Origin of the sequence: Janthinobacterium sp. AD80 (assembly GCF_002878455.1) — a bacterium.
Lineage (GTDB): Bacteria > Pseudomonadota > Gammaproteobacteria > Burkholderiales > Burkholderiaceae_D > Janthinobacterium.
On record NZ_NRDQ01000133.1, the window covers coordinates 29803 to 41328 of the forward strand.

Sequence of the window (11526 nt, forward strand, 5' to 3'; positions counted from 1 at the left end):
CCGTACAGTGCTGGCGGTGTCGGCTTACGCGCTTTGCGCTAAGCCGACCTACGCCTTTTACGCCTCCTGCGCCACCTACGCCATATCCCGGCTTTATTTCCCCCGCTTCGCTTCAATCGCCTCGATCTGGTCCATGATGCCATTCATGCGCGCCGCCAGCGCCTGGTAGGGTTTCGGCGTGGCCAGGTCGACGCCGGCCGCTTTCACCAGTTCATACGGGTAGGCCGAGCCGCCGGAACTGAGCATCTTCAGGTAGGCGGCCAGCGCGCCCGGTTCCTTGTCGAGGATGCGCTGCGAGAAATCCTGCGCCGCCGCGATCGAGGTGGCGTACTGGAACACATAGAAGCCGTGGTAGAAGTGCGGCACGTAGGCCCATTCCAGCGCGTAGGCCGGATCGATTTTCATGACGCCCTGCGCTTCGCCGTGGTAGCGCTTGAGGATGCCGGCGTAGATGGCCGTGATCTCCTCCCCCGTCAGCGATTCCCCTTTATCCACCTTGCCGTGGATGGCGGCTTCGAATTCGGCGAACATCGATTGGCGGAAGAAGGTGCCGCGCAGGTTTTCCAGCGCCGCGCCCAGGTACAGCAGGCGCTCGTCGTCATCCTTGGCCTGCTTCAGGCGCGCGTCGAGCAGCAGTGCCTCGTTGGTGGTCGAGGCGATTTCCGCGACAAAGATGCTGTATGGCGCATAGATCGATGGCTGCGCCTTGTTGGCCAGCACCGAGTGCATGGCGTGGCCCCATTCGTGGGTCAGGGTGCTGACGGCTTCGTAGTTGTCCGTGTAGTTCAGCAGCACGAACGGATGCACGTCGTACGCATCGCCATTCATGTAGGCGCCCGCCACCTTGCGCGGGCGCGGATACACATCCATCCAGCGCGCGTTCACGGCGGCCGTCAGCGCCTTGACATAGTCGGGCCCCAGCGGCGCGACGGAATCGAGCATCATCTGCTTGCCGTCGGCCAGCGGGAAGCTGCGGTCGCTTTTCAGCAGCGGCGCATACACGTCGTAGTACGCCAGGTCCTTCACGCCCAGCATGCGCGCGCGCAGCTTGAAGTAGCGGTGCAGCGTGGGCAGGTTGGCATTGGTCTGGGCGATCAGGGTCTGGTAGACGGCCGGCGGCAAATTGTCGGCGTCCAGCGCGGCGCTTTGCGAGTCGGCGTAGTGGCGCACTTTCGCGTAGGCGGCATCCGTCTTGAGTTGGCCGTACAGGGTTTCGCCAAACGTGCGCTCGTACTCTTTCCACTTGCCGAAGAAGGCGTCAAACACCAGCTTGCGGTCGGCGCGGTTGTCGTCGCCCCGGTATTTCGTATAGGCCGCCTGGTCCAGGCGCACCTCCTTGTCATCCGACAGTTTCACTGTAGGCCAGGGGATTTCCGCGTTGGCCAGGGTGCGGTAGACGCTGGCGGCCGAACTGGTCGCCAGGCCGAACTGCGCCACCAGCTGCTCGCCGGCCGCGTCCAGCGTGTGCGGCGCGCTGCGCAGCATGTTGCTCAGTTGAAAACGGTACAGCTGCAAGCCCTTGTCCTTCGCCAGCATGGCGTCGATGCGCTTGCTGCCCAGGGCGAGGATTTCCGGCTGCAGGAACGTGGTGGCCTGGTTGAACTCATTGCCCAGCAGGGCGGCGCGCTGGTTCAGCTGGTTGCCCTTGCTGTCGCCCGTGTCCTGGTCGTAGTACTGCGCCGCATACGTGTACAGCATGTTGACGCGCTTGCGCGCATCCGCGTACAGGTCCAGGCAGCTTTTCAGGCGGGCTGGCGAGGTTTTCAACTGTCCCTTGCAGCCGGCCAGCTGCTGCAGCTGGGCCGAGAACTTTTTGGCATCGGCATCGAAGGCGGCATCGTTTTGATACAAGGCGGTCAGATCCCAGCGGTCGGCCTGGCGGTCGGTGGGTACGGGGACCTGCGCAGGGGCGGCGAAGGCGGTGGCGAGGCTGAGGGCAAGCAGGGAGAACAGCAGGGGGCGCTTGAGCGCGGATGGCGTCATGGTTCATTCCAGTGAGGTTGTCGGAAGAATGCGTGCTGACCGCCGGGCAGGGATGCGCGCGTGACACATCGCATACCGGCAGAGCTAACTACGGTACCTCAAATGGACGCGGGGGGAAAGGGGCAGGGCGCCGCCACCTGGGCGGTGGCGGCGAAACAACAGGAGTTTACAACAGCCGATTACAGCGGCTGCAGCGCGATGGTGCCAAAGGTGGTCGGCGTCGAGCAGGGTTCCTCGTCAAAGGCGATGTCGCCCATGGGGTTGGCCAGGCCGTCGGCCTTCAAGTCCTTGAAGCCGAACAGTTTCGGGTCCATCAGGTGCGACGGCGCCACGTTCGACAGGGCCGAGAAGATGCTTTCCACGCGGCCGGGGAATTTCTTGTCCCATTCGCGCATCAGGCCCTTGATCTGCTTGCGCTGCAGGTTTTCCTGCGAGCCGCACAGGTCGCATGGAATGATGGGGAAGCCTTTCACTTCCGCATAGCGCTGCGTGTCTTCTTCCTTCACATACGCCATCGGGCGGATGACGATGTGCTTGCCGTCGTCCGATTGCAGCTTGGCCGGCATGCCTTTCAGTTTGCCGCCGAAGAACATATTCAGGAAGAAAGTTTCCAGGATGTCATCGCGGTGGTGGCCCAGGGCGATCTTGTTGGCGCCCAGTTCGTCGGCCACGCGGTACAAGATGCCGCGGCGCAAACGCGAGCACAGCGAACACGTCGTCTTGCCTTCCGGGATCAAACGCTTGACGATGCTGTAGGTATCCTGGTTTTCGATGTGGAAGGCCACGCCCAGTTCCGTCAGGTAGGCGGGCAGGATTTCCGGCGGGAAGTTCGGCTGCTTCTGGTCCAGATTGACGGCGACGATATCGAAGTGAATCGGCGCGCGTTCGCGCAAGGTCATCAAAATGTCCAGCAGCGCGTAGCTGTCCTTGCCGCCGGACAGGCAGACCATCACCTTGTCGCCGTCTTCGATCATATTGAAGTCGCCGATGGCTTGCCCCACCAGGCGGCACAAACGCTTGTGCAGCTTGTTGTTTTCCAGGGCGATCTTTTCCGCCTTCTTGCGCGCCAGTTTCTGCGCTTCCACGTTGGCGGGGATTTCCACGGCCGTTTCCAGTATTGCTGTGTTGTTCATGTCGTTCATGCTTCATCCTTGATCTTGAATACTTCCACGCCCACGCCTTCGCAGTCGGGATATACGTCCGGTTTCATGCTCGACACGCGCGCGGCGCGCACGCGCGGGTGCGCCAGCATGGCGGCCAGCACATCGTCGACCAGGCTTTCCTGCAGCTGCACGTGGCCCTGCGCCATGCGCTTGGCGATGGTTTCGCGCATGAAGTCGTAATCGACCACTTCTTCCAGCTGGTCATCCTTCGGTGTCGACAGGGCCAGGGGAATGTACAGGTCGACGTTGATGAGGACGCGCTGCTCGCCCTTTTTCTCGAAGTCGTAGACACCGATATTGATGAGCACCTCGTAATTGCGCAGGAACAGGCGGCGGCAATCGGCCAGGCGGGGGTGGAACAGGGCGGACGACATAGTTTTACCTTTTAGGAATGCTGGAATGCTGGAATGCTGGAATGCTGGTTGTTTGGCAGGACTGCTGATTATTTGGTTAAAAACATGACGTCGCGTGGCAAGCCGATCAGGTGCTGGCCGCCGTCGACGAGCAAGGTCGTGCCCGTCAATGCGCGCGCGCCGGCCACATAACAGACGCTGTCGGCCACGTCCTCGGGCGTGCTGGAACGGCCCAGTGGCGTGTTTTCATGTGCCTTGGCAAAGTTCGCTTGCGTTTGCTCGCCGGACACCATGGTGATGCCGGGGGCGATGCCGACCACGCGCACTTTCGGCGCCAGCGCCTGGGCCAGCATGGTGGTCGCCGACAGCAGCGCCGCCTTGGACAAGGTGTACGACAAGAAATCAGGATTGAGATTGTACAGTTTTTGGTCCAGCAAGTTGATGACCACGGCTTGCCCGCCGCTGGGCGTGGCCTGGTACAGGGCTTGCGCCAGCAGGATGGGCGCGGCCAGGTTGGCGTGCATGTGGGCGTCCAGCGCGGTGAACGAGAAATCGCCGGCATTGTCGTATTCAAACAACGAAGCGTTGTTGACGATGCAAGTCACGGCCCCCAGCGCCGCCTGCACCTGCGGCAGCAGCTGGCGCACGGCGTCTTCCTGCGCCAGGTCGCAGGGGAAGGCCTGGGCGCGCCGGCCCAGGGCGGTGATTTCCGCCACCAGGCTCTGCGCTTCCTCATGCGAGGCGCGGTAGTGCACGGCGATATCCCAGCCGTCGCGCGCCAGGCCCAAGGCGATGGCGCGGCCGAGGCGGCGCGCCGCGCCCGTGACGAGGGCGACGCGGGGTGTGCTGTGTGGCAATGTCGATGCTGGTGTCATGTATTTACTGTATTGATATGTGAAGTGAGCGGGTTTGCCAGGGCCGGTACTGGCGGCCCGCGCCGCCGATTCGCTACAATACGGTATGTCTCTTCCCGCACCCGATAGCGACGCGCTGGCCGCGTCCCATGCCTTGCAGCACCAGATTGCCGCCGAAATCGCGCGCAATGACGGCGCCATTCCCTTTGTCCGCTTCATGGAACTGGCGCTGTATGCGCCTGACCTCGGCTATTACAGCGGCGGCGCCGCCAAGCTGGGCAAAGATGGCGATTTTACAACCGCACCGGAAATCTCGCCTTTGTTCGGCGCCACGCTGGCCCATGTGGCAGCCGCTATTATGGCGCAAACGGCCCCGCGCATCCTCGAATTCGGCGCCGGCACGGGCAAGCTGGCCTTCGACATCCTGACGGAAGCGGCGCAGTCCGGCATCGCTATCGAACAGTATGCGATCGTCGAATTGTCCGGCGAATTGCGCGCGCGCCAGGAGCTGGCGCTGGCCGCCTTCCCGCAAGTGGTGTGGCTTGACGGCTTCCCCGACAGTTTCGAGGGCGCCGTGTTCGGCAATGAAGTGCTGGACGCCATGCCCGTCAACCTGATCAGCAAGACGCCAGGCGGCTGGTGCGAGCTTGACGTCAGCATCGCCGATGGCCAGTTCATCTTTGTGGAACGGCCCGCCGGCGCCGACGTGGCGGCGCAGATCGCCGCGCAGGTGCCCGAGGCGGATGCCTTGCCCGTTGGCTATGTCACGGAAATCCACGGCGTGGCCTGCGGTTTCATGCGCTCGCTGGCGCAGATGCTGACCAATGGCAAGGGCGGCGCGGCCGTGCTGTTCGACTATGGTTTTCCCGCGCACGAGTATTACCTGGACTTGCGCGCCACGGGCACCCTGATGTGCCATTACCGCCACCATGCCCACGCGGAACCGTTTTATTTGCCCGGCTTGCAGGACATCACGGCGCACGTGGACTTCACGGCCATGGCCGTGGCGGCGCAGGATGCGGGCCTCGATGTGCTCGCCTACATGAACCAGGCCACCTTCCTGCTGGGCGCCGGCATCGGCGACCTGCTGCTGCGCACCGACCCGCAGGAAGTCAAGACTTACCTGCCGCAGGCCAGCGCCGTGCAGAAACTGCTGTCGCCGGCCGAGATGGGCGAGCTGTTCAAGGTGCTGACGGTGGGCCACCGGGTGGAATTGCCGGAAGCCCTGTTGTCAGGCGACCGCAGCCACCGCCTGTAATCGCTCAAGCCAGGTCAAGGCAGGGCGTGCGCGTCCTGCAATTTCCTGTCCGCCGGTGGTTATTATCTTGTCATATCGTATATGATGATTGATACAGCACGGTTCCATCCTGCAAGAACCCGTCGCCGCGCACCGATTTCAAGATAGAACGATGGGAAAGATACATACACACTATGACAACCTGAAAGTGGCGCGCCTGGCGCCGCAGGAAGTCATACGTGCCGCGTACAAGGCCCTCAGCCAGAAATACCATCCCGACAAGAATCCCGGCGACGAGAAGGCGGCCCGCATCATGGCTATCCTCAACAGCGCCTATGGCACCCTGTCCGACCCGCAGCGCCGCAAGGAGCATGACGAGTGGATCGCCGCCGAGGAGTGGGAAATCGAATGGCTGGAAAGCACCCATCAGGAAGAAGGCAAGGCCAGGGAAGGCCGCCACCATGCGCAGCAGGCCGAGCAGGGCTGGGCCCAGGATGTGCCGCCTGCGGGCAAGGCGCGGCGCGGCCACGTGCCGATCTGGCGCAACTGGCGCTGGTGGCTGAGTTTGCTGGTCTGCCTGCTGCTGGGCTGGCTGGCCGCCTTGCTGATGCTCGATACGTCGCAGCCCGTGCCCAGCGCGCTGGCGTCGGCCTGGAGCGGTCTGGCCCGCGATGGCGGCAAGCCGCGCGCGCCGGCGTCCGCCGAGGGCGAACCCGGCTTGCTGCCGGCGGCCAAGCCGGAAGCGGTAGCCGTCGACAGCTGGGCCGTGGGCAAGCCCTATGCGGCCGAGCCAGCGCAAGCCCGGTCGCCCGAGATCCGCGTGCAGGCCGTCTCTCAGCTGGTGCTGAAAAGCAGCAAGCCCGTGTGCGATGACAGCGGTCCCGCGCCCGCGCTGGTGGCGCCGAATGGCGAACCGTGGCCGGCGCAGTCCGGTTATGTGGATGGCTTCCCTATTGGTAACAAGGGCGAGGAACTGGCGCTGACCATCGACAACAGCGCCAACGCGGCGCCCGTGTTCGTCAAGCTGTACGACACGGAGCGGCGCTCGAACGTGCGCTACCTGTTCATCCTGGCGCATGACAAGCTGACGGTGGAACAGCTCAGCGCGGGCAAGTACGAAGTCCGCTATCAGGTGGTCGAACCCGGCCAGGATGGCTGCGGCGACAAGGCCAAGCATGGCACGCCCGCGACCGCCGCCAACCCGTCCATTGGCGAAGCCGGCACTCAGAATCCTGTTGTAAGCAGCATCTAATCTGATTATGCTTGATAGGCGTCAATGCAGCGTCCACATCGAACTTATCCATTAGGAGTATTCATGACCGACCTCAAAGCCGATGCAGATGATAACTGGCTGCTCGACGAGGATGAGCCGGTGGCCAGTCCTGCCGGGCTGGCCGCACCCGACCAGCGCCTGTGGCGTGTCTTGATAGTCGATGACGATGTCGATGTGCATGCGGTTACGCGGCTGGCGCTGCGCAATGTCAGTTTCAAGGGCCGCGAACTGGAACTGTTTTCCGCCTACAGCGGCCGCGAGGCGTTCGAGATCCTGCGCGACACGCCCGATATCGCGCTGGTGCTGCTCGACGTGGTGATGGAAACGGATGACGCGGGCCTGATCCTGGCCAAGCGCATCCGCGCCGAGCTGAACAACGCCATCGTGCGCGTCGTGCTGCGCACGGGCCAGCCGGGCCAGGCGCCCGAGCAGCGCGTCATCATCGAATACGACATCAACGACTACAAGGCCAAGACGGAGCTGACGACGCAGAAGCTGTTTACCACCGTCATCTCGGCCCTGCGCGCCTACGAGAGCCTGATGATGCTCGAGCGCAGCCGCATCGGCCTGGGCAAGATCCTCGCCGGCGCCACCAATCTGTACCAGATCCATTCGCTGCGCGAGTTCGCCTCCGGCGTGCTGAACCAGGTCAGCGCCATCCTCGACGTGGGCGCCGACGGCGTGCTGTGCCTGATGCAGGGCGGCGCCGGGCGCCCCGAAGTGGTGGCCGCCACGGGCACCTATGCCGTGCTGGCCGAATCGGAAGCCTTGCCGGCCGACCATGCATTGACGCCCACCATCGACAAGGCCTTCGCGGAAAAGCGCAGCCAGTTCGAGCATCCGGCCAATGTGCTGTTCATCCACACGGAAGGCAACCGCGAGCTGGCCATTTCCGTCACGCCGCCGTGGCCGCTGGCGCAGATCCAGCGCGATCTGCTGGAAGTGTTTTGCCAGCGCATCGCCGCCGCCTTCGACAATCTGTACATGTTCGGCCAGCTGCGCAAGGCGCAGGAGGCCACCGTGGTGGCGCTGGCCGACCTGGCCGAGTTCCGCGACAGCGACACGGGCGGCCATGTGCGCAGGGTGCAGCAATTGTCCGACGCCATCGCCCGCCGCATGCAGCAGCGCGGCGTGTATGCCGACGAGCTCACGCCGCAGCTGCTCGACATGATCGGCCTGGCCAGCATCCTGCACGACGTCGGCAAGGTGGCCACGCCGGACGCCGTGCTGCTGAAACCGGGACGCCATACGGACGAGGAGCGGGCGCAGATGCAGCTGCACGCCAGCGTCGGGCGCACCATTCTGGAACGGGCCGCCAACATGGTCGACGGCGTCAGCTACCTGACGTATGGCGCGCAGATCGCCGGCGGCCACCATGAGCATTTCGATGGCGCCGGCTATCCGAACGGCATCAAGGGGCGCGACATTCCCGTCGCCGCGCGCATCGTTGCCGTGGTCGATGTTTTTGACGCCTTGCTGCACGAGCGGCCCTACAAGGAGCCGTGGCCGTATCCGCAGGTGCGCGAATATATCGAGCAGCGCAGCGGCAGCCAGTTCGATCCGGAAGTGGTGGCCGCGCTGCTCGACCTGATCGACCACGAGCCGCAACTGTGGCATCCGGAGCGCGCCGTCGCCTGATTTGCCGCTTTTCCTCGCCATTCGGCGCCGCGCCATTCCCTTGCGCGCGGCGCCGTCATATACTCGGCAGCCTCATGCTGGCTGGCGCCACGCACCAGTGTGGCGCGCCGCTGAGTTTTCGGACATCACGACATGAAAGAACTCAAGGGCCTCAGCGCACTGATCATCGAGCCGCATCCGGGCATGCGTTCCAGCCTGCACAATATGCTCAACCTGTGCGGCCTGGCGAAAATCGATGACGCGGCCAGTTCGGGCCAGGCGATCCGCATGCTGGGCAGCAAGTCGTATGATTTGATCCTGTGCGAATACGACCTCGAAGGCGGGCAGGATGGCCAGCAGATGCTGGAAGACTTGCGCCACCACAAACTGATGCATGCCTCGACCATGTTCTTCATGGTGACGGGCGAAGGCAGCTTTGCCAAGGTGGTCAGCGCCGTCGAGCTCTTGCCCACCGATTACATCCTGAAGCCGTTTACTGCAGATAACATGCTTGAGCGCATCGGCCGCGCGCTCGACAAGCGCAATGCCTTCGTGCCCGTGTACGCGCTGATCGACGTGGGCAACGAGCGCGCGGCGATTGCCGCCTGCGCGGAGGGCGCCAGCCTGTATCCGCGCTACGCCACCGATTTCCTGCGCCTGCGCGCCGAGCTGCATTTGCTGCTGGGCGAGGCGGCCGACGCGGAACCCATTTACGCGGCCCTGTATGAAAGCAAGGCCATCGGCTGGGCGCGCCTGGGGCAAGCCAAGACGCAGTTCCTGCTGGGCGAGTACGACGCCGCGCAAGGCACGCTGGAAGGCTTGCTGGAAAACAACAAGCGCTTTCTCGACGCGTATGACTGGCTGGCGCGCACGCATCTGGCGCAAGGCAAGCCGGAGCTGGCGCAAGCGGCCCTGAGCGAGGCGGTGGCGCTGTCGCCGCACGCCGTGCGCCGTCTGCGCCGCCTGGGCGAGGCGGCCCTGGCGGCCGACGATATCGAGACGGCGGAAAAAGCCCTGAAGCTGGTCGTCAGCAAGGCCAAGTATTCCGAATTCCGCGACCCGGAAGACCATGTGCGCCTGGTGCAGACCCTGGTGCGCAAGGGCGATCCGCTGCAGGTGGGCGCCGTCATCCGCGACCTCGAAAAGTCGATGGGCGGGCAAAAGAATGCGGAACTGTGCAGCGCCCTGTGCAGCGCCATGCTGCATGCGCATACGGGCAACGCCGAGCGGCTGCAGCAGTCGCTGGACGCGGCCCTGGCCGCCAACCGCCACAGCGTGGGCGGCTCGAATGCGCTGAAGACGGAACTGGCGCGCCACTGCCTGGCGCACGGGCGCGAGGATGGTGCCGCCGAGGTGATGCGCGAAGTCATGCGCAATGCGCCCGACAGCGCCGCCATGACGCGCGCCATGGCCGTGTTTGAGCAGGCGGGGCGCGAGGAGCTGGCCAAGGCCCTGGCGCGGCAAAGCCGCCAGGAAGTGGCCGACATGGTGGCGGCCGGCGCGGCCAGGGCGGGCGAGGGCGACTTCCGCGGCGCCGTTGAATTGATGGGCGAGGCTGTCACGCGCCTGCCCGACAATCCGCAAGTGGTGTTCAATGCGGCCGTGGCCGTGCTGAAATGCCTGGAGCACGAAGGCTGGGATGAGCGCATGGGGCAGCAGGCGCTGGTTTTTATTGCCGGCGTGCGCCGCCTGGATCCGCGCAACCCCAAATTGCCCGTGCTGTCCGGTCTGCATCAGCAGTTGTTGCGTAAATATAAGCCGCATGGCACCTCCTGGATGCACCCGCCCGATGCCCGTTGAGCAGGGGGAATATGGGGCAAAAGACGGGAAAATGCGGCCTGCAAGGGAGGGACTTAAAAAAAATGCGAAAAAAGACGACTTTTTCGCGCCAACCCTTGCACATTCTCAAATCGGGAGCTTATAATCACGCCCCGAAGCAGCCAACTTCTTCTTTATAAGCAAATGCAGCAGTCAGGCATCAGTAAATAAGGTTGACAGTTGTGAGTAGATGCTTCATACTCTGCGGTTCCCGCGGAGGGGTGGCCGAGTGGTTAAAGGCGACAGACTGTAAATCTGTTCTCTATGAGTACGCTGGTTCGAATCCAGCCCCCTCCACCAAGTTTTTGCAAGGAAAACTGGGTAGTAGCAAAAAGCAAGTGAAGATAAAGTGAACGATACCTCGCGGGTGTAGCTCAATGGTAGAGCAGAAGCCTTCCAAGCTTACGACGAGGGTTCGATTCCCTTCACCCGCTCCAGTTTCCGTTCAGATGCTTGATGCATCGCATGCAACAAATTACAGCCCTTGTAGCTCAGTGGTAGAGCACTCCCTTGGTAAGGGAGAGGCCACGTGTTCGATCCACGTCAAGGGCACCAGAATTCGCAGCAGGCAGCACAGAAGCAATTCAAACCAGACCGTCGGGCGTGTGCCTGAGCAATCTAATCAAATCATTAGGAGTTCAAAATGGCAAAAGGTAAATTCGAACGGACCAAGCCGCACGTCAACGTCGGCACCATCGGCCACGTCGACCACGGTAAAACCACGCTGACCGCTGCAATCGCAACGGTTCTGTCGAAGAAATTCGGCGGCGAAGCTAAAGCATACGACCAGATCGATGCAGCTCCAGAAGAAAAAGCGCGCGGTATCACGATCAACACCGCCCACGTCGAGTACGAAACGGAAACCCGTCACTACGCTCACGTTGACTGCCCAGGCCACGCCGACTACATCAAGAACATGATTACCGGTGCCGCGCAGATGGACGGCGCGATCCTGGTGTGCTCCGCAGCTGACGGCCCAATGCCACAGACCCGCGAACACATCCTGCTGGCCCGCCAAGTTGGCGTTCCATACATCATCGTGTTCCTGAACAAGTGCGACCTGGTCGACGACGCAGAGCTGCTGGAACTGGTTGAAATGGAAGTGCGCGAGCTGTTGTCGAAGTACGAATTCCCAGGCGACGACCTGCCAATCATCAAAGGTTCGGCACGTATGGCGCTGGAAGGCAAAGAAGGCGAAATGGGCGTTGACGCAGTGCTGCGTCTGGCC

The 11526-nt window shown here is 63.0% G+C and carries 9 protein-coding genes and 3 tRNA genes; 8 read left to right on the forward strand and 4 right to left on the reverse strand.

All coding sequences use genetic code 11. From position 1 onward, the window contains the following. Positions 1 to 93 precede the first annotated feature (93 nt). The 4 genes from pepF to JaAD80_RS22240 all read right to left on the reverse strand — a co-directional run bounded on the left by pepF (position 94) and on the right by JaAD80_RS22240 (position 4374). Positions 94 to 1983 (reverse strand): oligoendopeptidase F, encoded by a 1890-nt coding sequence (pepF, locus tag JaAD80_RS22225; RefSeq protein WP_102297539.1) that lies wholly within the window; start codon positions 1981 to 1983, stop codon positions 94 to 96. Positions 1984 to 2162: 179 nt separating this feature from the next. Next, a complete protein-coding gene (gene ttcA, locus JaAD80_RS22230; RefSeq protein WP_102297563.1) occupies positions 2163 to 3116 on the reverse strand; it encodes a tRNA 2-thiocytidine(32) synthetase TtcA in 954 nt (317 codons plus the stop codon). 5 nt (positions 3117 to 3121) lie between these two features. Next, positions 3122 to 3520: a dihydroneopterin aldolase gene (locus JaAD80_RS22235; protein ID WP_102297542.1), complete on the reverse strand. Its 399-nt coding sequence runs from the start codon at positions 3518 to 3520 to the stop codon at positions 3122 to 3124. A 68-nt stretch (positions 3521 to 3588) separates the two neighbouring features. After that, positions 3589 to 4374 carry an SDR family oxidoreductase gene (locus tag JaAD80_RS22240; protein ID WP_102297545.1) on the reverse strand — a complete coding sequence of 262 codons (786 nt, stop codon included), beginning with the start codon at positions 4372 to 4374 and terminating at the stop codon, positions 3589 to 3591. 85 nt (positions 4375 to 4459) lie between these two features. Between JaAD80_RS22240 and JaAD80_RS22245 the strand changes: the two genes are divergently transcribed. From JaAD80_RS22245 to JaAD80_RS22280, 8 genes are all read left to right on the forward strand, one after another. Further along, on the forward strand, positions 4460 to 5611 hold the full coding sequence (locus JaAD80_RS22245) for a class I SAM-dependent methyltransferase (protein ID WP_102297547.1): 1152 nt from the start codon (positions 4460 to 4462) through the stop codon (positions 5609 to 5611). Between the two features lie 151 nt (positions 5612 to 5762). Next, the gene (locus JaAD80_RS22250; RefSeq protein WP_102297550.1) at positions 5763 to 6842 is read left to right on the forward strand and encodes a J domain-containing protein; all 1080 of its coding nucleotides are present in this window, start codon (positions 5763 to 5765) and stop codon (positions 6840 to 6842) included. Between the two features lie 63 nt (positions 6843 to 6905). Further along, positions 6906 to 8501, forward strand: a complete 1596-nt coding sequence (locus JaAD80_RS22255) for a DUF3369 domain-containing protein (RefSeq protein ID WP_102297553.1) — start codon at positions 6906 to 6908, stop codon at positions 8499 to 8501. 132 nt (positions 8502 to 8633) lie between these two features. Beyond that, positions 8634 to 10280, forward strand: a complete 1647-nt coding sequence (locus JaAD80_RS22260) for a tetratricopeptide repeat-containing response regulator (protein ID WP_102297554.1) — start codon at positions 8634 to 8636, stop codon at positions 10278 to 10280. Positions 10281 to 10513: 233 nt separating this feature from the next. Continuing rightward, positions 10514 to 10598 (forward strand) — tRNA-Tyr (locus JaAD80_RS22265). Between the two features lie 63 nt (positions 10599 to 10661). Then, positions 10662 to 10735: transfer RNA gene (locus JaAD80_RS22270), tRNA-Gly, on the forward strand. Between the two features lie 43 nt (positions 10736 to 10778). Further along, positions 10779 to 10853 (forward strand) — tRNA-Thr (locus tag JaAD80_RS22275). An 88-nt stretch (positions 10854 to 10941) separates the two neighbouring features. Further along, positions 10942 to 11526, forward strand: a 585-nt coding sequence (locus tag JaAD80_RS22280) for a GTP-binding protein (RefSeq protein WP_146012479.1), incomplete at its 3' end; no start/stop codon positions are given.

Excerpts from the sequence above, each read along its gene's own strand:
- pepF (WP_102297539.1), bottom strand. The coding sequence starts at position 1,983 with ATGACGCCATCCGCGCTCAAGCGCCCCCTGCTGTTCTCCCTGCTTGCC.
- ttcA (WP_102297563.1), bottom strand. The coding sequence starts at position 3,116 with ATGAACAACACAGCAATACTGGAAACGGCCGTGGAAATCCCCGCCAAC.
- JaAD80_RS22235 (WP_102297542.1), bottom strand. The coding sequence starts at position 3,520 with ATGTCGTCCGCCCTGTTCCACCCCCGCCTGGCCGATTGCCGCCGCCTG.
- JaAD80_RS22240 (WP_102297545.1), bottom strand. The coding sequence starts at position 4,374 with ATGACACCAGCATCGACATTGCCACACAGCACACCCCGCGTCGCCCTC.
- JaAD80_RS22245 (WP_102297547.1), top strand. The coding sequence starts at position 4,460 with ATGTCTCTTCCCGCACCCGATAGCGACGCGCTGGCCGCGTCCCATGCC.
- JaAD80_RS22250 (WP_102297550.1), top strand. The coding sequence starts at position 5,763 with ATGGGAAAGATACATACACACTATGACAACCTGAAAGTGGCGCGCCTG.
- JaAD80_RS22255 (WP_102297553.1), top strand. The coding sequence starts at position 6,906 with ATGACCGACCTCAAAGCCGATGCAGATGATAACTGGCTGCTCGACGAG.
- JaAD80_RS22260 (WP_102297554.1), top strand. The coding sequence starts at position 8,634 with ATGAAAGAACTCAAGGGCCTCAGCGCACTGATCATCGAGCCGCATCCG.